Source organism: Curtobacterium sp. MCLR17_044 (genome assembly GCF_003234435.1).
Taxonomy (GTDB): Bacteria; Actinomycetota; Actinomycetes; order Actinomycetales; family Microbacteriaceae; genus Curtobacterium; species Curtobacterium flaccumfaciens.
Window position 1 is genome coordinate 38,814 of record NZ_QKTC01000009.1, and the last position, 17,985, is coordinate 56,798.

Annotated in this window: 16 protein-coding genes; 9 read left to right on the forward strand and 7 right to left on the reverse strand. The window is 72.1% G+C overall.

Features of this window, described 5'->3' with window-relative positions; all coding sequences use genetic code 11:
- The first annotated feature begins 312 nt into the window (after positions 1-312).
- Entirely contained in the window at positions 313-804 is a 492-nt protein-coding gene (locus tag DEJ04_RS18380) for a pyridoxamine 5'-phosphate oxidase family protein (protein WP_071405093.1), read from the forward strand.
- A 122-nt stretch (positions 805-926) separates the two neighbouring features.
- On the opposite strand, the gene DEJ04_RS07850 is transcribed toward DEJ04_RS18380, so the two are convergent.
- Positions 927-2,174, reverse strand: a complete 1,248-nt coding sequence (locus tag DEJ04_RS07850) for a hypothetical protein (protein ID WP_111038148.1) — start codon at positions 2,172-2,174, stop codon at positions 927-929.
- A 251-nt stretch (positions 2,175-2,425) separates the two neighbouring features.
- Here DEJ04_RS07850 and DEJ04_RS07855 point away from each other — a divergent pair, with 251 nt between their 5' ends.
- Both DEJ04_RS07855 and DEJ04_RS07860 read left to right on the forward strand, forming a co-directional pair.
- Positions 2,426-3,835: an MFS transporter gene (locus DEJ04_RS07855; RefSeq protein ID WP_111046753.1), complete on the forward strand. Its 1,410-nt coding sequence runs from the start codon at positions 2,426-2,428 to the stop codon at positions 3,833-3,835.
- Between the two features lie 133 nt (positions 3,836-3,968).
- Entirely contained in the window at positions 3,969-4,745 is a 777-nt protein-coding gene (locus DEJ04_RS07860) for an endonuclease/exonuclease/phosphatase family protein (RefSeq protein WP_071405095.1), read from the forward strand.
- Between the two features lie 697 nt (positions 4,746-5,442).
- On the opposite strand, the gene DEJ04_RS07865 is transcribed toward DEJ04_RS07860, so the two are convergent.
- The 3 genes from DEJ04_RS07865 to DEJ04_RS07875 are packed head-to-tail and all read right to left on the reverse strand — an operon-like array spanning position 5,443 to position 8,110.
- On the reverse strand, positions 5,443-6,117 hold the full coding sequence (locus DEJ04_RS07865; RefSeq protein WP_017888525.1) for a methionine ABC transporter permease: 675 nt from the start codon (positions 6,115-6,117) through the stop codon (positions 5,443-5,445).
- The gene (locus DEJ04_RS07870) at positions 6,114-7,160 is read right to left on the reverse strand and encodes a methionine ABC transporter ATP-binding protein (RefSeq protein WP_111046754.1); all 1,047 of its coding nucleotides are present in this window, start codon (positions 7,158-7,160) and stop codon (positions 6,114-6,116) included. The genes DEJ04_RS07865 and DEJ04_RS07870 overlap by 4 nt, the downstream gene beginning before the upstream one ends.
- Positions 7,160-8,110 (reverse strand): MetQ/NlpA family ABC transporter substrate-binding protein, encoded by a 951-nt coding sequence (locus DEJ04_RS07875; protein WP_111046755.1) that lies wholly within the window; start codon positions 8,108-8,110, stop codon positions 7,160-7,162. The genes DEJ04_RS07870 and DEJ04_RS07875 overlap by 1 nt, the downstream gene beginning before the upstream one ends.
- A 177-nt stretch (positions 8,111-8,287) precedes the next feature.
- Between DEJ04_RS07875 and DEJ04_RS07880 the strand changes: the two genes are divergently transcribed.
- Positions 8,288-8,797 (forward strand): 2'-5' RNA ligase family protein, encoded by a 510-nt coding sequence (locus DEJ04_RS07880; RefSeq protein ID WP_111046756.1) that lies wholly within the window; start codon positions 8,288-8,290, stop codon positions 8,795-8,797.
- A gap of 24 nt (positions 8,798-8,821) precedes the next feature.
- On the opposite strand, the gene DEJ04_RS07885 is transcribed toward DEJ04_RS07880, so the two are convergent.
- The 3 genes from DEJ04_RS07885 to DEJ04_RS07895 all read right to left on the reverse strand — a co-directional run bounded on the left by DEJ04_RS07885 (position 8,822) and on the right by DEJ04_RS07895 (position 12,108).
- The gene (locus DEJ04_RS07885) at positions 8,822-10,069 is read right to left on the reverse strand and encodes a D-arabinono-1,4-lactone oxidase (RefSeq protein WP_111046757.1); all 1,248 of its coding nucleotides are present in this window, start codon (positions 10,067-10,069) and stop codon (positions 8,822-8,824) included.
- A 108-nt stretch (positions 10,070-10,177) separates the two neighbouring features.
- Complete coding sequence (locus tag DEJ04_RS07890; protein ID WP_110863444.1) at positions 10,178-11,659, reverse strand: MDR family MFS transporter; 1,482 nt, start codon at positions 11,657-11,659, stop codon at positions 10,178-10,180.
- A 167-nt stretch (positions 11,660-11,826) separates the two neighbouring features.
- Positions 11,827-12,108 carry an acylphosphatase gene (locus DEJ04_RS07895; protein WP_035808828.1) on the reverse strand — a complete coding sequence of 94 codons (282 nt, stop codon included), beginning with the start codon at positions 12,106-12,108 and terminating at the stop codon, positions 11,827-11,829.
- 144 nt (positions 12,109-12,252) lie between these two features.
- Between DEJ04_RS07895 and DEJ04_RS07900 the strand changes: the two genes are divergently transcribed.
- From DEJ04_RS07900 to DEJ04_RS07920, 5 genes are read left to right on the forward strand one after another with little or no spacing between them, the layout of a single operon-like run.
- A complete protein-coding gene (locus DEJ04_RS07900) occupies positions 12,253-12,960 on the forward strand; it encodes an NUDIX domain-containing protein (protein WP_111046758.1) in 708 nt (235 codons plus the stop codon).
- 8 nt (positions 12,961-12,968) lie between these two features.
- Complete coding sequence (gene nadA / locus DEJ04_RS07905; RefSeq protein ID WP_111046759.1) at positions 12,969-14,240, forward strand: quinolinate synthase NadA; 1,272 nt, start codon at positions 12,969-12,971, stop codon at positions 14,238-14,240.
- A 32-nt stretch (positions 14,241-14,272) separates the two neighbouring features.
- Positions 14,273-15,940 (forward strand): L-aspartate oxidase, encoded by a 1,668-nt coding sequence (nadB, locus tag DEJ04_RS07910; RefSeq protein WP_111046760.1) that lies wholly within the window; start codon positions 14,273-14,275, stop codon positions 15,938-15,940.
- Positions 15,937-16,839: a carboxylating nicotinate-nucleotide diphosphorylase gene (nadC, locus tag DEJ04_RS07915; RefSeq protein WP_111046761.1), complete on the forward strand. Its 903-nt coding sequence runs from the start codon at positions 15,937-15,939 to the stop codon at positions 16,837-16,839. The genes nadB and nadC overlap by 4 nt, the downstream gene beginning before the upstream one ends.
- Positions 16,840-16,841: 2 nt before the next feature.
- On the forward strand, positions 16,842-17,981 hold the full coding sequence (locus tag DEJ04_RS07920; protein WP_111046762.1) for a cysteine desulfurase family protein: 1,140 nt from the start codon (positions 16,842-16,844) through the stop codon (positions 17,979-17,981).
- Positions 17,982-17,985: the final 4 nt, after the last annotated feature.

Below are 17,985 nucleotides of genomic sequence, written 5' to 3' on the forward strand. Positions count from 1 at the left end.
CGATCGACTCGTGTCCGGTCGCTCGATGCACACGCATCCGGTGCGTGTGCATGCAACGACGTTCCACCTGTCGATCGACGCGTGTGGTGTCGCTTCCTGCACACGCATGCACGGCTCGGAGGCCGGCGCGCGCCGGGCGGGGGCGGCGTGGCGGGCGTGCACCGGGCCTCCAGGCCGACCGCGACCGGACCGCGTCGACGCGCCGGGCTGACGCGTCCAGCGCTGGAGGGGCACACTGGTCGGAACGGTACGGCCCCGTGCACCGACGGTCGCACGTCGGCAGGAGCGGGGCGCATGACGCAAAGGAGCACCATGACCGACACACAGACGGACCAGCGCGCCGCCATCTCGGACATCGTCCACGGCGCCCACACGGCACTGCTCACCACGGTGAGCGAGGACGGGAACCTGCACGCCAGGCCCCTCGCGGTGCAGGACAAGACGTTCCACGGGACCCTGCGGTTCCTGGTGCAGGACGGCAGCGAGAAGGTCGAGGACATCGCGCGGAACCCGCACGTCAACGTCTCGATCGAGTCGCAGGGCGGGTACCTCTCCATCGCCGGGACCGCGACCGTGACCCAGGACGACTCGGTCGTCGACGAGCTGTGGTCCCCGTTCGCCGAGGCCTGGTTCCCCGAGGGCCGTCAGGACCCGTCGATCCGGCTGCTCACGGTCGAGGGGGTCTCGGTCGAGTACTGGACCCAGGACACCGGGCCGGTCGGCAGCCTGGTGCAGATGTTCAAGGCGGCGCTCGGTAAGCAGAGCCAGCCGGACACCGGCGACCACGGCACGGTCGAGCTCTGAGGCGCGACGCCTGACGCGTAGCGCGCGACGTCGTCGTCCTGTCCGGACGGCGGCGTCGTGCCGCGTCGGGGGCGCGGCTCACGGTGCTTGTGCGTCGTGTGCGGTGCCTGCGCCTCAGCCGCTCACGGAGGGCCGAGCAGCCACAGCACCGCGACCAGCACCGGCTGCCCGGCCAACGCGGCCGTCACGAAGGTCCACCGCATCCAGGGCTTCGCGACCAGCTCGGGCGACCCGAACAGCGGCGCGAGCGGCATGAGCAGCCGCGGGGTCGAGGCCATCGGCAGCGACACCGCGAAGATGTACAGCGCGTACGCGGCTGAGTACAGCACCGTCGTGGGCCCGAGCCGCAGCGTCGACCGGCGGAGCAGCCAGATCGGGTACGTGACGAGCAGGAACACCACGATCAGGATCCCGCCCACGCCGAGCCAGCGACCCGCGATGAGGAACCACGGCGTCAGCGGGACGAAGTCCACCCGGCCGATGAAGTTCACCCACCAGGACATCTCGGTCTCCAGGTAGGCGTTCGGCGTTCCGGTCGCGTGCGAGGCGATCACTGGCCAGGCGAGCCCCGCGAGGACCATGGTCAGCCCCGCGGCGACGACCCGGACCTGCTCGCGGAGTGGGAAGCCCTCGAACACCCGGCCGGTCTCGCGCCGTGCACGGACCCACCGCACGAGTGCGACGACGCCGAGCACGAGCGGGATCGCCAGGGCACCGGGGCGTGTGAAGGCCGCGGCGACGCCGAGTGCCGTCAGGAGCCCGTAGCGCCGACGCTCCAGCGCGAGCAGCGCCCCGAACGACAGCGCGAGGAACATGCTCTCCGCGTACCCGACCTGCAGCAGGAACGACAGCGGACCGCAGCTGAAGAAGAAGACCGCCCACATCGCGGCGGCGTGCCCGGCGCGGTCCCGCACCAGGCGGTGCAGCAGGTAGGTGGCGAGCAGCCCGGCGACGATCGCGACGAGCGGGGCACCGAGTTCGAACGGCACCCCGGTCGAGGCGGTCAGCGCCCGGATCGTGAAGGGGAACGCCGGTAGGAAGGCCCAGGCGTTCTGCGCGACGTTGCCGGCGGCGTCCAGCGGCAGCGCGTCCGGGTACCCGTGCAGCGAGATCTGCTCGTAGTACTGCCCGTCCCAGGCCACCAGGAAGGCACCGAAGCCGTGCTCGTTGCCCCAGATCGCGTTGCCCGGGAGCGCACGACCGATGAGCGGGTACGCGAGTGCAAGCCACAGGGTCGACAGGACCCGGCCGCCCGTCCAGACGAGCAGGACCGCCGCCCACGCCGGCAGCGAGGCAACGGTGTCCAGGACACGTCGTCGACCGCTGGCCGTGCCCGCGGCGACCACGCCGGCACTGTCGGTGCGGCTCACGCGCGAGTTCCTCGGCGTTCGTGTGGTCGGGTCGGCACCCGGACAGGCTAGTCGGCCCGAGCGTGAGGATCGCCCGGAACTGCGCCTGGAGGCCCGTCCCGCGTCGTGTGCGCTGCGTCGCGTCCGGTGGGTGGCGGGTGCGGCGTCCGGCGGGTGGTCGGTGCCGCGCCCGGTGTCCCGTCCGGTGTCCCGTCCGGTGGGCGGCCCGTCCGTGACAGCGCGGACGTCCGCGGGCATAGTCTCGGTGGGCGATGACGACGACGGCGACGACACCCAGACGACGGACGGGCAGCACGGCGGTCGCCGTGCTGGTGGCCGGGACCTTCTTCATGGAGCTCCTGGACGGCACGATCCTGGCGACCGCCGCCCCGGCCATGGGGCGTGACCTCGGGGTTGACTCCGCCGCGGTGGGCGTCACGATCACCGCGTACCTCGTGACCCTCGCGGTGTTCATCCCGGTGTCCGGCTGGCTCACCGACCGGATCGGTTCGCGGACCGTCTTCGCCGGGGCCATCGCGCTGTTCACGATCGCGTCCGCCCTGTGCGCGCTGTCCACGGGGCTGGTCGAGCTGACGCTGTGGCGCATCCTGCAGGGGCTCGGTGGAGCGCTCATGGTGCCCGTCGGCCGGCTCGTCGTCCTCCGGAGCGCCGGGCGCGAACAACTCGTCACCGCCATCGCCATCCTGACCTGGCCGGCCCTCGCCGCACCGATCATCGCGCCGTTCATCGGCGGGGTCCTCGTCGAGACGCTGTCGTGGCACTGGATCTTCCTCATCAACATCCCGCTCGGCGTCATCGCCTTCGTCGCCGCCCTGGTGCTCGTGCCACAGGAGCGTGCGGCGCAGCGGGTGCCGTTCGACTGGTTCGGGTCGCTGCTCGCCTGCGTCGGGCTCGGCTCGCTCGTGGTCATGGCGTCGTTGCTCGCGCTGGACGTCGTGCCGGTCACCGCGGTCGTCGTCTCCGGCATCCTCGGCGCGGTCTGCTGCTGGCTCGCGATCCGGCACTTCCGCCGGGCTCCGCACCCGATCATGGGGCTCGACGCGTTCCGGCTCGAGACCTTCCGGGTGTCGCACGCCGGCGGCGGCCTGTTCCGCCTGGCGGTGTCCGCGGTGCCGTTCGTGCTCCCGCTGCTGTTCCAGGACGCCTGGGGTTGGAGCGCCGTGCTCGCCGGGTCCGCCGTGCTGTGGGTGTTCGTCGGCAACCTCGGCATCAAGCCGATGACGACGCCGTTCCTCCGTTGGTTCGGCTACCGCCCGGTGATCATCGTGTCGTCGGCCGTCGCCGCGCTGACCGTGGTCGCGATGGCGTTCATGACCGAGGACACCCCGTTCTGGCTGCTCGCCGTGCTGCTCGTCGTCAGCGGTGCCGCCCGCTCCGTGGGCTTCACGGCGTACAACACCATCGCCTTCGCCGACGTCGAGCAGGCCGACATGACCCCCGCGAACACGCTGTCGTCGACGCTGCAGCAGACCGCCGCGGGCTTCGGTGTCGCCGTCGCCGCCGTGGTCATCCGCGCGGCCTCCGGGCTGGGTGGTGACGGGCCGTACGCAGCCGCGTTCTGGGTCATCGCCGCCCTGCTCGTGATCGCCTGCATCGAGGGCATCCTGATGAGTCGCACAGCGGGCGACACCGTCCGCCCGGTCCGCCGTGTCCGCGCCTGATCCCGCCGCTGTCCGTTTCCGTCACGGTCACACGGACGAAACCCGGCAGGCGTTACAGTCTCAGCAACCGTCCGCGGTACCCGAGTACGGTGACCGCGGCAGGGTGACCGGAACACCCGGACAGGAAGGCAGCATGGCCGCGCCAGAGCAGCAGAGCACGATCGCATCAGAGCAGACCGTGCAGCCCACGCAGCTCCGTGTCGTCAGTTACAACCTCCGCGAGCACACCGCGAACAGCGAGCTCGCCGCACTGGCCGAGGCGTCCGACGCCGACGTCCTGTGCGTGCAGGAGTGCGACAGCAACGACCTCGCTCCCTCGATCGGTGGCCTCTCGCTCGCCGCGTCGACCCGCACCAACCGGCTCGGGCTCGCGATCTACAAGCGCGACGACCGCTTCGAGGTGCAGGACTTCAGCATCCACTCGCTGCAGAAGTCGCTGCACGATCGGGTCCTCGCACCCGCGCACGAACGGCTCATCGCGATGCACCTGCGCGACACCGAAGCCGACGCCGAGGTCGTCGTCGCGTCGTTCCATGCCTCGCCCCTGACCGCGACGAACTCCCTGCGCCGTAAGCAGATCGAGGCGGCGCACCAGTTCCTGCGTGAGCTGGCGAAGGACGTCCCCGCGGTCATGGTCGGCGACTTCAACTACCCGTGGTTCCAGACGAACCTGCGCCGCAAGATCGAGCAGGGCGGGTTCGCGCTGTCGCTGTCCGACCAGCCGACGTACCTGCGCTACCGCAAGTTCACCGGCCACTTCGACTTCGCGACGAGTGTCGGCCTGCACATCGCCGGCGTCGAGACCCTGCCGGCCGGCATCTCCGACCACCGCCCGATCCTGGTCCGTGCCCACTACGAGCACCCCGGCGAGACCGGCGCCGTCACCACCGTCGAGGCTCCCGCCGCCTGACCCGCGTCGGCGGCCGCTCGTGTCGGCCGCCCAGGTCGCACGACGTGCCGCGTGCGTGCCGCCGAGTGGTCGCAAACTGTCGGTTGCGGGGGCGTCGGGCGACGGTTCGTGCGACCTCGGCGGAGGTGAGCGGGGAGTCGTGACCGCTCGACAGGGGGCCTTCGGGCGCGTCGGCGGCGCGTGCCGAGGTCGCACGACGTGCCGTGTGCGCGGCCCCGAGTGGTCCCGAACTGTCGGTTGCGGGCCCGGTAAACGACGGTTCGTGCGACCTCGGCAGAGGTGAGCGGGGAGTTGTGACCGCTCGGCAGGGGGCCTTCGGGCGCGTCGGCGGCGCGTGCCGAGGTTGCACGACATGCCGCGTGCGCATCGCCGAGTGGTCGCGAACCGTTGGTTGCGGGGGCGTCGGGCGGCGGTTCGTGCGACCTCGGCGGAGGTGAGCGGGGAGTCGTGACCGCTCGGCAGCCCGTGCCGAGGTTGCACGACATGCCGCGTGCGTGCCGCCGAGTGGTCGGGAACTGTCGGTTGCGGGCCCGGTAAACGACGGTTCGTGCGACCTCGGCAGATGCGCGGGGAGTCGTGACCGCTCGGCGCACGACGCTGGGCGCGTCCGTCCGGGCGGCGACGCACCGGAGGCCCGGTGCCGGTCTCGTGGACCGGCACCGGGCCTCCAGGCGGTTGCCCTCGGAACCCGCCCGCGTCAGCGACGCAGCGTCGCCCGCGCCAAGCGGTTGCCGATGAACTGGCCGAGCTGCACGATGACGACGATCGCCGCCACCGAGACGTAGACCACCCACCAGTCGTAGCGCTGCGAGCCGTAGGTGATCGCGTACTCGCCGAGCCCGCCACCACCGATCAGCGCACCCTGCGCCGTCATGTCGACGATGCCGATGTAGATGAACGTGTAGCCGAGGATCAGGGGGCCGAGACCCTCGGGGATGAGCACGGTCAGCAGGATCGAGACCGGGTGCGCACCCGAGGCCCGAGCCGCCTCGACGACGCCCGGGTCGACCGACAGCAGGTTCTGCTCGACGATCCGGGACACCGCGAAGGCCGCGGCCAACGAGATCGCGAAGGTCACCGCGGGGACACCGATCGTGGTCTGCACGACGACCCGCGACAGCGGCGCGATCGCGGCGAGGAAGATCACGAACGGGATCGGGCGGATCAGGTTCACGAACACGTTGAGCACCGTGTACGCGGTGCGGTTGCCGAGGACGTTGCCCGGCCGGGTCGCGTAGAGCAGCAGGCCGAGCGCGAGGCCGATGACCCCGGCGATGACCAGCGAGATCAGCGACATCACGATGGTGTCGCGGATGGCGGCGAGGAAGACGTCGAACGTGTCGATCACGCTCTGGAACGAGTTGTTGTTCACGCGGCGGCCTCCTCGTCGGTCGTGACGCCGTCGGCGCGGAGTGCGGCGATCGCGGCGTCGATGGCGCCGGGCTCGGCGCCGGGCGCGCTCAGTTCGTAGGTGAGCGACCCGATCCGACGCTCCCGGATCTCGCCGACCCCGCCGTAGACGAGCTCGGCGGTGACCCCGGCGGTGCGGAAGGCTGCGTCGATGCGGTTCTGCAGCCCGGCCTCGTCGGTGATCTGCACCGTGACGAGCCGACCCGGGTGGCGGTCCCGCAGGCGCCGGAGCGTCTCGGGGGAGGGCCGGTCGTGCAGCGCGGTGCGGACGAAGCGCTGCGCGGCGCCGGTCTTCGGGGTCGAGAACACGTCGTAGACGTCGCCGACCTCGACGACCCGACCCTGTTCCATCACGGCGACCCGGTCGGCGATCTGCCGGACGGCGTCCATCTCGTGCGTGATGACGATGATGGTGACGCCGAGCTCCCGGTTGACCCGGCGGAGCAACGCGAGCACCTCGGAGGTGGTCTCCGGGTCGAGAGCGCTGGTCGCCTCGTCGGCGAGCAGCAGGTCGGGCGACGCGGCGAGGGCGCGGGCGATGCCGACGCGCTGCTTCTGGCCGCCGGACAGCTGCTCCGGGTAGGCGTGGGCGCGCTCGAGCAGGCCCACGAAGTCGAGCAGCTCGGCGACGCGACGGTTCCGCTCGGCCTTCGGCACGCCGGCGACCTTGAGCGGGTACGCGACGTTGCCGGCGATCGTGCGGGACCGGAACAGGTTGAACTGCTGGAAGATCATCCCGATGTTGCGACGCGCCAGACGGCGGTCCCGCTCGGGGATCGCCGTCAGTTCGCGGCCCGCGACGGTCACCGTGCCGGAGCTCGGCAGCTCCAGCGCGTTGACCAGGCGGACCAGGGTGGACTTGCCGGCACCGGAGTACCCGATGACGCCGAGGACCTCTCCCTGGTGCACGTCCAGGGAGACGTCCTCGACGGCCACCACGGTCTCGCCGGTGTCGGCGCGGCGGTAGTGCTTCGAGACGCCGCGGAGTTCGACGAGGACCGGCACTACTGCTTGGCCGCCTTCGCGTCCTGCTCGACCTGGGCGAGCTCGTCCTGCAGCTTCGAGGCGCTCTCGTCGCGGGCGACGGCCTCGGGCAGGTCCTTCGCGAAGGCCTTCTGCACGGCGTCGTCCTGGAACAGCTCCGCGAGGTCGAGGTAGGTCTTGTTGCCCTTGTCCTCGTCGCGGACGGCGAAGACGTTCACGTACGGGGCGGCGCTCGCGCTCGAGGGGTCGTCCTGGTAGATCGCGTCCGAGATCGGCAGACCGGCGGCGGTGGCGAAGTTGTTGTTCACGACGGCGGCGGCGACGGAGCCCTGCTGCAGCGCGTTCGCGGTCTGCGAGGCGTCGAGGGGCTGGACGTCGACCTTCTTCGTCTCGATGTCGTCGGCGGTGGAGAACGCCGAGCCGCCGTCCTTCAGGGTGATCAGGTCGGCCGCCTGCAGGATCAGGAGCGCACGGGCCTGGTTGATCGAGTCGTTCGGGATCGCGACCTTCGCGTTCGCGGGCAGCTCGGACGGCTTGTCGTACTTCGTCGCGTAGAGCGGCAGTGGGTACACGGCGGTCGAGCCGATCGGCTGCAGGTCGTCGTTCGAGGTGACGTTGTAGTCCGCCAGGTACTGGATGTGCTGGAACTGGTTGATGTCCAGCTGGCCGTCCTTGAGGGCGGGGTTCGGCAGCGAGTAGTCCGAGAAGTTCGTCAGCTTGACGGTGACGTTGAGCTTGTCCTTCGCGAGCTTCGTGTACGTGTTCCAGTAGCCGAGCGACTTGTCCGAGACACCGATCGTGACGGTCTTCGGGGCGGCGTCACCGGCGGCACCGGCGTCGTTGCTCCCGGAGCGGAGGGCTCCGACGACGACGGCGACGACGATCGCCACGACGACGATCGCGGCCGCGACGATCCAGCCGATCGGGCGCTTGCCCTTCGGCTTCTCGGGCAGTGCGGGGGCTGCGGACATGCTGGTGCTCCTCGTGGGCAGTGCGTGTGGGGGAGCCGCGGTGGTCCGCGGCGTGGAGACGAGTGTGACGTGCGGTCCACCCCCGGTGCGAGTTCCGTTCCGTCGTGTTACGCAGCCCTCGATCCGTGCCGCCTGCGTCGGAGCACGCGTCCCGACACGACTTGGTTGACTCGGATCGTGCGCAGCATCGAACTCGTCCTCGGCCCGGAGTCGGACGCCGCCGTGCGGTCCGCCTGGCAGGCCCTGATCGACGCCGACCTGCCGAGCCTCGGTCGGCACCCGTCGCCGTCGAACGCCCCGCACGTCACCCTGGCCGCCGGGGACACGCTGCCCGTGCCGGCCGGGTTCCGGACGTCGGTCCCGACCGCGATCCGGCTCGGCGGGCTGCTGCTCTTCCCCGCGGGTGCCGGTCGGTCGGTGCTCGTGCGCGCGGTGGTCCTCGACGCGGCGCTCACGACCTTCCACGGCGAGGTGCACGCGGTCGCCCCCGGCGGCGTCGAGACGTCGGTGCCCGGGCACTGGTCGCCGCACGTCACGCTGGCCCGTCGGGTGCGCGACGAGGACCTTCCGCGCGCCGTCGCTGCGCTGCGCGCCGTGCCGCTGCCGGAGATGCTCGACGTCGGCGGCGTGCGCCACTGGGACGGCGAGACGCGGACGATCACGCCGCTCGCGTTCACGACCGACTAGCGGGGCACGGCCTGGAGGCCCGGGTCAGGTCCCGAGCACCCGCTCGCCGAACGCGGATGCGAACGTCCGCTCCGGGTCGGTCCGGGCGACGAGGTCGCGGAAGTCCGCCAGCCGCGGGTACAGCCCGGCGATCGCCGCGTGGTCGAGCGAGCTCATCTTGCCCCAGTGCGGTCGGCCGTCGAAGGCCGCGAGCCGGGACTCCAGGTCGGGCAGGAGCGCGGCGACCTCTGCCGGGTGCTTCTTCCAGGTGAACGCGATGCAGAGGACGTCCTCGCCCTGGGTCGGGCTGAGCCAGAGGTCGTCCGCGGCCATCGTCCGGAGTTCGCAGACGTGCAGGTGCGGCTGGATCCGGTCGGCGAGCCCCCGGAGCGCGTCGAGGGCGGCCGCCGCGTGCCGGAGCGGGACGAAGTGCTCGCTCTGCACCTCGGACCCGTGGCTCGGGACGGACCCGATCGGGAAGTGCGGCAGGCGGTCCCACCACGGGCCGACCGAGCCGTCGCGCGCGGTCCGGTGGTCGTCGCCGGGGGTGCCGGGCAGGCGCCGTGCGCCGGCCAGGGTCTCCGGGACCGGCACGTCCTCGGCGCCCTCGGGGACGCGCGACTTCACCAGGACCTCGGTGATCGCATCGGCGAACACGGTGTAGGCGCACACCGAGTACGCGGCGGCGTGCACGGCAGCGACGTTCGCCGTGAAGGTGTCCCAGGGGATCGCGCCGTAGACGTCCTGACGCATCCGGTAGGACGGTTCGACGTCGAGGGTCACCCGGGTCACGATGCCGAGCAGTCCGAGGTGCAGCACGGCACCGTCGAACGCGGGGTCCGTCCGGTCGATCGTCCGGGCGGAGCCGTCCGGACCGAGCACCTCGAACGCGCGCACCGCGGTGGCGAGCGAGCCCAGTGCCGTGCCGGAACCGTGGGTGCCCGTCGCGACCGCACCCCCGACCGAGATGTGCGGCAGGGACCCCGTGTTGTGCAGGGCGAACCCCGCACGGTCGATGTCGGCCGCCACGTCGCCGTAGCGGGTGCCGGCCCCGAGCGTGACGGTGCGGTGCTCGGCGTCGACCACCAGGTCGGTGGGGATGCCGGTCAGGTCGAGCAGGGTGCCCGCGGTGTCGGCGACGTCGTTGAACGAGTGCCGGGTGCCGAGGCCGTGCACCCGATCGGCGTCGGCCACGACCTGGGCGGCCTCGTCGATCGACGACGGGCGGACGACCCGTTCGGCCGTGTACGTGACCGTGCCGGACCAGTTGAGCTCGCTCGTCGTCGACCGCATGGCGCCCACCCTGCCACGCGGTCCGGAGACGGGCGCGGGCCGGGCGCCGGTCCCGTCACGGGTTCGGTGTCCGGCCCGGCTCGTCGGTCGGTGCGCGAGGCTCGTCGGTCAGTGGACGGGCGGGGGCGTCGGCGCGCCCTCGGGCACCTCGGGCCGGCGGACGAACACCGACGCCAGGATGCCGAACAGCGAGATGATCGCGCCGACCATGAAGGCGGTGCCGACGCCCGACGCGGTGGCCACCTGTACCCCACGGGCACCGGAGCCCTCGACGGCGGTGGCCGCACCGATCGTCAGCAGCGTGACGAACAGGGCCGTGCCCGCCGCACCGGCGAGCTGCTGCGCCGTGCCGAGCACCGCGCTGCCGTGCGAGTACAGCTTCGGGGGCAGCCCGCCGAGCGCCGCGGTGAACAGCGGCGTGAAGGTCAGGGCCAGGCCGATGCTCAGCACCACGTGCGCACCGAGGACGAACCACACGCTGGTGTCGACGCCCACGGTGGAGAGCGCCCAGAGCACGGCGCTGACGATGATCGATCCGGGGATGAGCAGCACGCGCGGGCCACGGCGGTCGTAGATGCGGCCGACGATGGGGGAGAGCAGGCCCATCAGCAGCCCACCGGGGAGCAGCAGCAGGCCGACCTGCAGGACCTCGAGGCCGAGCACGCGCTCCAGGTAGATCGGCAGCAGGATGAGCGTGCCGAACATCGCCATGAAGCTCAGGCCCATCGCGACGATCGGCACCGTGAAGCCACGGGTGCGGAAGGTGCGCAGGTCGAGCAGGGCGCTGTCGGTGCGCTGCAGGCGCGTCTGCCGGACGATGAACACCGCGAGGGCCACGGCACCGACGACCAGGGCGGTCACCGGGACGAGCGGACCGGTCGTGCCGGCTTCACCGATGCTGGACAGGCCGTAGACGATGCCGCCGAACGCGAAGGCGGAGAGGATGACCGAGACGACGTCGATCGGTGCCTTGCGCGGCGTCGAGACGTTCTGCACCTTGACCATGCCGAGGATGAGCGCCGCGATCGCGATGGGCAGCACGAAGCCGAACAGCCAGCGCCACGAGAACGCGTTGAGGATCAGGCCGGAGATCGTCGGGCCGATGGCCGGAGCGACCGAGATGACGATCGAGATGTTGCCCATGATGCGGCCACGGTGCGCGGGGTCGACGAGGGTCAGGACCGTCGTCATCAGCAGCGGCATCATGATCGCGGTGCCGCTGGCCTGCACGATGCGGCCGACGAGCAGGACGGTGAAGCCCGGCGCGAGCAGGGCGATCAGCGTGCCGACCGAGAACAGGCCCATCGCCCAGACGAACACCGGTCGGGTGTTGAAGCGCTGCAGCAGGAACCCGGTGATCGGAATGACGACCGCCATGGTGAGCAGGAAGCCGGTGGTCAGCCACTGGCCGGTCGCGGCGCTGATGTCCAGGTCGTCCATGAGCCGGGGCAGGGCCACGCCCATGATGGTCTCGTTGAGGATGACGACGAACGCGGAGACGAGCAGCAGCCCGATCACGAGTCGGGTCTCGGCAGCGGACGGCTGCGAGACGCTTCCCGTGCGGGGGGCGGAATCGACGGCCTGGGTCATGCGGGTGCTCCTGGTGGGTCACGACGGGTGGAACGGGTGTGGCGCAGGACGCGCAGACAGGCCAACTCCCTGAGTGGATGCGATTATTCCGCTTCGCTCCGACATACGCAGGTGAACGATCGGTGCCGAGCACGCCGGGCGCCGGCACCGCTCCCATGCACGTCCGCTCAGTGCAGGATCGCGAACCCGTCGGCGTCCCCGTGCGGCACGACCGACCGCAGGGTGACGTCGGTCACGGTCGCTGACGGCGGCCCGGTGCGCAGGCACTCGACCAACGAGTCCACAGCGACCGAGGGTCCCTCTGCCTCGACCTCCACCGTGCCGTCCCAGAGGTTCCTCGCGTAGCCGACGAGGTCGAGCCCGTCGGCCTTCCGAGCGGTCCAGTACCGGAAGCCGACCCCCTGGACCGTCCCCGACACCACGGCATGCACCCTCGTCACCGTCGTCATGTCCTCCACGCTAACCGCGGCGGCCTCCCGGGAGTTTTCGGCCCCGTGACGATCTGTTTCCGGCTCGTGACGAGCGCACCGCGTCGGCAGTGATAGTGTCATCCCAACCCGAACACTTCGAGTCAGATTGACACTATCTCCACCATGAACGAAGCAGGCATCCGCGTCGCGGTCTCCACCGTGATCGTCGCACTGCGCCCGCACCCCGACACCGGGGCCCCGGCGCTGTGGATGCCGCTCGTCCGTCGCGTCGCCGAACCGTTCGAGGGTTCCTGGGCGCTCCCCGGCGGCTGGGTCGGCGACGACGAGGGCCTCGAGGACTCCGCGGCCGCCCGACTGCGCGAGACGACGAACGTCCAGCCGCGGTACCTCGAGCAGCTCTACGCGTTCGGTGACGTCGGACGCTCCCCGAGCCGCGTGGTGTCGATCGTGTACTGGGCACTCGTGCACCCGGACGAGGCGAACGTCGTGCCCGATGACTGGAACGTCAGGTGGTTCCTGGCCGACGAGCACCCGCCGCTCGCCTTCGACCACGACCGCATCGTCGAGTACGCCCTGTGGCGGCTGCGCAACAAGATGTCGTACTCGCGGATCGCGCAGGCGTTCCTCGGTGACCGCTTCACCCTCGCCGAACTCCGCGGCGTGTACGAGGCGGTGCTCGGCCGAGCACTCGACCCCGCGAACTTCCGTCGGCAGGTCGAGAAGACCGACGCGGTCCTGCCGACCGACGAGACCACGAGCGGGGGCCGGCACCGTCCGGCCCGGCTGTACCGCTCGAACCCCGACCTGGCCTACGCGGACAACGGCCCGCTGCAGACCGGGGCCGATCAGCACCAGCAGCGGAACCGATAGGAAGCCCCGTGTCCATCGCCACGACGATCGAACTCATCTCCAACGGCAAGGCCGGCGGCAGCACCTGCACGCCCGACCTCGCGATGCCGACGTGGGACTTCGACTCCCGCCCCGGGTACGGCCCGGGGTCGTCGATGTCCGACGTCATCCCGACGAGCGCCCCGCGCCAGGGCGTCCTGCCCGACGAGTACAAGACGACCCCGACCGACGAGCTCCACGAGCGCATCGAGCGGGCGAAGGCCACCCTCGGCGACCGGGTCGTCGTCCTCGGGCACTTCTACCAGCGCGACGAGGTCGTCCGGCACGCGGACTTCCTCGGCGACTCGTTCCAGCTCGCGAACGCCGCCCTGACGAAGCCCGACGCCGAGGCGATCGTGTTCTGCGGCGTGCACTTCATGGCCGAGACCGCCGACATCCTGGCGCGCGACGACCAGCGCGTGATCCTGCCGAACCTGGCCGCCGGCTGCTCGATGGCCGACATGGCCGACATCGACAGCGTCGAGGCCGCGTGGGCGGAGCTGACCGCGGTGTACGGCACCGAGCCCGACGCCGACGGCCGCGTCCCCGTGATCCCGGTCACCTACATGAACTCCGCCGCCGACCTCAAGGCCTTCTGCGGTCGGAACGGCGGCATCGTCTGCACCTCGTCGAACGCCGCGACCGTGCTCGAGTGGGCTTTCGAGCGTGGGCAGCGCGTCCTGTTCTTCCCCGACCAGCACCTCGGCCGCAACACCGCGAAGGCGATGGGCATCAGCACCGACCTGATGCCGATGTGGAACCCCCGGAAGCCCCTCGGCGGCAACGAGACGAGCGACCTCGAAGCGGCGAAGGTCATCCTCTGGCACGGCTTCTGCTCGGTGCACCGCCGCTTCACCGTCGAGCAGATCGACCAGGCCCGCCGCGAGCACCCGGGCGTGCAGGTCATCGTGCACCCGGAGTGCCCGATGGCCGTCGTCGACGCCGCCGACCACGCCGGCAGCACCGACCTGATCCGGAAGACCGTCGCCGCGGCCACCGAGCCGACGACGTTCGCGATCGGCACCGAGATCAACATGGTGAACCGGCTCGCCGCCGAGTACCCGCAGCACACGATCTTCTGCCTCGACCCGGTCGTCTGCCCCTGCTCGACGATGTACCGGATCCACCCGGGCTACCTCGCCTGGGTGCTCGAGGCACTCGTCCGCGGCGAGGTCCTCAACGAGATCGTCGTCCCCGCCGACGTGCAGGCCGACGCCAAGGTCGCGCTCGAGCGCATGCTCGCGGCCAAGCCGCGCGGCTGAGACGCGGACCCGAGCGAACGAGGGAGACCACCGTGCACGTCGTCATCGTCGGCTCCGGCATCGCCGGGCTGACCGCAGCGATCCGCGCCAGTGCCCTGCACGACGTCACCCTGGTGACGAAGGGGGCGCTCGCCGACAGCGCCACCGCGTACGCCCAGGGCGGCATCGCGGTGGCGCTCGGTGCCGACGACTCCGCGGCGCTGCACCAGGCCGACACCCACGTCGCGGCGGCGGGCAGCGCCGACGCCCGGGCCGTCGAGGTCCTGTGCACCGACGGGCCGGCCCGCGTCCGCGACCTGCTCGCCCTCGGGGTGCCCTTCGACCGGTCGTCGGACCCGGCGACCCTCGACCGGTACGGCGACGACCTCGCCCGCGGGCGAGAAGCCGCGCACGGCCGGTGGCGCGTCGTGCACGCCGACGGTGACGCGACCGGAGCCGCGATCGAACGCACCCTCATCGCGGCACTGCACCGACGGCACGTCACGATCCTGGAGCGCACGAGCCTGACCGACCTGGTCGTCCGCGGCGGCGTGGTCGTCGGCGTCGACGTCCTCGACCTGCTCGGCGAACCCCGCCGGCTCGACGCCGACGCCGTCGTCATCGCGTCCGGGGGAGCCGGACACCTGTACCGCGAGACGACGAACCCCCTGGTCGCGACGGGCGACGGGGTCGCCGCCGCCTGGCGCGCCGGCGCCGTCCTCGCCGACCTGGAGTTCGTCCAGTTCCACCCGACACGGCTGGCCGTCCCCGGTGGCGGACTGGTGTCCGAAGCCGTCCGCGGTGAGGGCGCCGTCCTCCGCGACGCCGCCGGGCACCGCTTCATGACCGACGTGCACCCGGACGCCGAGCTCGCCCCGCGTGACGTCGTCGCCCGGGGGATCGCCGCCGCGGTGCGCGACCAGGGCGGCGCACCCGTGATCCTCGACGCCACCGGCCTCGACGCCGGGTTCCTGGTCACGCGGTTCCCCGGACTCACCCGGGCCACCCGCGCCGCCGGGTTCGACTGGACCCGCGAAGGCGTCCCGGTCGCACCGGCCGCGCACTATTCGATGGGCGGCATCGCCACCGACGCCGAGGGCCGCACCAGCCTGCCCGGACTCCTCGCCGTCGGAGAAGCCGCCTGCACCGGGGTCCACGGCGCCAACCGGCTCGCCTCGAACTCGCTGCTCGAGGGACTCGTCTTCGCGGTCCGCGCAGCGGACGCGGTCGCCGCACCGCGACCCGGCCTGCTCCGCCTGCGCGGGGACGCCGGTCTCCACGTCACCAGCGTGCCCCGAGCGGCCGACGCGATCCGTTCCTCCCGTCCGACCCCGCCTGGAGGCGCGACCCACCTCGACGACATCGGTGCCGTCCGGCAGGCGGTCCAGTCCGTCATGACGGACCGCGTCGGGCTGCTCCGTGACGCCGTCGGGCTGGCCAGCGCGCGCCGCGACCTCGACGCGCTGACCGCGCCGACCGGCGGCGGCGTGCGCGAGCACGAGGACCGTGCGCTGCTCGACCTGGCGCGACTCGTCGCGCTCGCCGCCGAGGCCCGCACCGAGTCCCGCGGGGCGCACGCCCGCACCGACCACCCCGACACCGACCCCACCGCCCCGGCCTCGTACGCCTGGGTCGCCGACCCCACCGACGCACACCCCGACGAGCACACGGACGAACGCGCCGACGGCTCCGCAGCCGTCCCGCAGGAGGTACCCGCATGACCACCGACCCCGGCACCATCCCGCCGCACGCGCTCCGTCGCGTGATCGAGACCGCGCTCGAGGAGGACGCACCCTGGGGCGACGTCACCAGCGAGACCCTCATCCCCGCCGAGGCGACCGCGACCGCGACCCTCGGCGCGCGCGAGCCCGGCGTGCTGAGCGGCGGGGCGGTGTTCGTCGCCGTGATGCACGCCGTCGACCCGTCGATCCACGCCGTCGTGCACGTCGCCGACGGGACGCACTTCGTCGCGGGTGACGTCCTCGCGACCGTGACCGGGTCGGCGCGGGCCGTGCTCCGGGCCGAACGGGTCGCCCTCAACCTGGTGCAGCGGATGTCGGGCATCGCGACGACCACCGCGGCGCACGTCGCTGCCGCCGCGGGCACCTCGGCGCGGATCGTCGACACCCGGAAGACGACGCCCGGCCTCCGTGTACTCGAGCGGTACGCCGTCCGGTGCGGTGGCGGACACAACCACCGCACCTCGCTCTCCGACGCCGTGCTCGCCAAGGACAACCACCTGGCGGTGCTCCTGGCCGGCGGGATCGGAATCGGCGACGCGATCGCCCAGGCCCGCCAGCGGCTCGGGCACACCGTGCACGTCGAGGTCGAGGTGGACCGGATCGACCAGATCGAACCCGTCGTCGCGGCCGGGGTCGACACGATCATGCTCGACAACTTCACCCCGGACGAACTCGTGGCCGGGGTCGGCATCGTCGCCGGACGCGCCCTCGTCGAGGCCTCGGGAGGCGTGTCGCTCGACACCGTCGCGGCGATCGCGGCGACCGGCGTCGACGTCATCTCGGTCGGGGCGCTGACCCATTCGGCGCGGGCGCTCGACCTCGGGCTCGACATCGACGTCGCGGTGCCCGAGCACGTCGCGGTGCCCGTGCGGGACTGACCGTGTTCTACCTGGACCGCGCCGCCACCACCCCGGTCCGCCGCGAGGTGCTCGAGGCGATGTGGCCGTACCTGACGGGGGTGTTCGGCAACCCCTCGTCGACGCACGGGGTCGGGGACGAGGCCGCGCGGGGACTCACCGCCGCACGGGCCACCGTCGCCGGGGTGCTCGGGTGCCGGCCCGCCGAGGTCGTCTTCACCACCGGCGGCACCGAGGGGGCGAACACCGCGATCAAGGGGATCGCCCTCGCCGCGCCCCGCGGTCGGCACGTCGTCACGAGCGCCATCGAGCACGAGGCGGTGCTGGAGAGCTGCGCGTACCTCGCCCGCTTCCACGACTTCGACGTCACCGTGCTGCCCGTCGGGCCGGACGGCCGCGTGGACCCGGCGGTGCTGCGCGCGGCCCTCCGCCCGGACACCACGCTCGTCTCGATCGCGCACGCCGACAACGAGATCGGCACCGTGCAGGACGTCCCCGCGCTCGCGGCGGTGGCGCATCAGGTCGGGGCGCGGTTCCACACCGACGCCGTGCAGTCCGCGCCCTGGCTGCCGATCGGTCTCGGGGTCCTGGGCGTCGACGCGCTGTCGTTGTCCGGGCACAAGCTCGGCGCCCCGAAGGGCACCGGCGTGCTCGCCGTGCGCGCCGGCGTCCCGCTCGAGCCGCTGCTGCACGGCGGGGGACAGGAACGGGGGCGGCGGTCCGGTACCGAGGACGTGGCCGGTGCCGTGGCGGTGGCGACCGCCCTCGGGCTGGCGGCGGAGACGGTGCGGTCGGGGGAGGGCACGGCGACCACCGTCCGCGAAGCGGTGCTCGACGGCGTGCTCGCCGCGGTCCCCGGAGCGTTCGTCACCGGGTCGCGGGAGCACCGGCTGCCCGGGCACGCGTCGTTCTGCTTCCCGGGCGTCAACGGCGAGACCGTCCTGCTCGAGCTCGAGCAGCGCGACGTGGTGTCGTCGTCGGGCAGTGCCTGTGCCGCGGGCAGCACCGAGGCCTCCCACGTGCTCACGGCGCTCGGGATCCCCGAGGACGTGGCGCGCACCGCGCTCCGCCTGACGTTCGACGCGGTCCTGACGGCCGACGACGTCCCGGTCGTCGTCGGGGCCGTGGCCGAGGCTGTGGCAACCGTCCGTGCCCTCGGCTGAGGTG

Excerpts from the sequence above, each read along its gene's own strand:
- DEJ04_RS07885 (WP_111046757.1), bottom strand. The coding sequence starts at position 10,069 with ATGCGGTCGACGACGAGCGAGCTCAACTGGTCCGGCACGGTCACGTAC.
- nadC (WP_111046761.1), top strand. The coding sequence starts at position 15,937 with ATGACCACCGACCCCGGCACCATCCCGCCGCACGCGCTCCGTCGCGTG.
- DEJ04_RS07855 (WP_111046753.1), top strand. The coding sequence starts at position 2,426 with ATGACGACGACGGCGACGACACCCAGACGACGGACGGGCAGCACGGCG.
- DEJ04_RS07895 (WP_035808828.1), bottom strand. The coding sequence starts at position 12,108 with ATGACGACGGTGACGAGGGTGCATGCCGTGGTGTCGGGGACGGTCCAG.
- DEJ04_RS07890 (WP_110863444.1), bottom strand. The coding sequence starts at position 11,659 with ATGACCCAGGCCGTCGATTCCGCCCCCCGCACGGGAAGCGTCTCGCAG.
- DEJ04_RS07875 (WP_111046755.1), bottom strand. The coding sequence starts at position 8,110 with ATGTCCGCAGCCCCCGCACTGCCCGAGAAGCCGAAGGGCAAGCGCCCG.
- DEJ04_RS07900 (WP_111046758.1), top strand. The coding sequence starts at position 12,253 with ATGAACGAAGCAGGCATCCGCGTCGCGGTCTCCACCGTGATCGTCGCA.
- DEJ04_RS07860 (WP_071405095.1), top strand. The coding sequence starts at position 3,969 with ATGGCCGCGCCAGAGCAGCAGAGCACGATCGCATCAGAGCAGACCGTG.
- DEJ04_RS18380 (WP_071405093.1), top strand. The coding sequence starts at position 313 with ATGACCGACACACAGACGGACCAGCGCGCCGCCATCTCGGACATCGTC.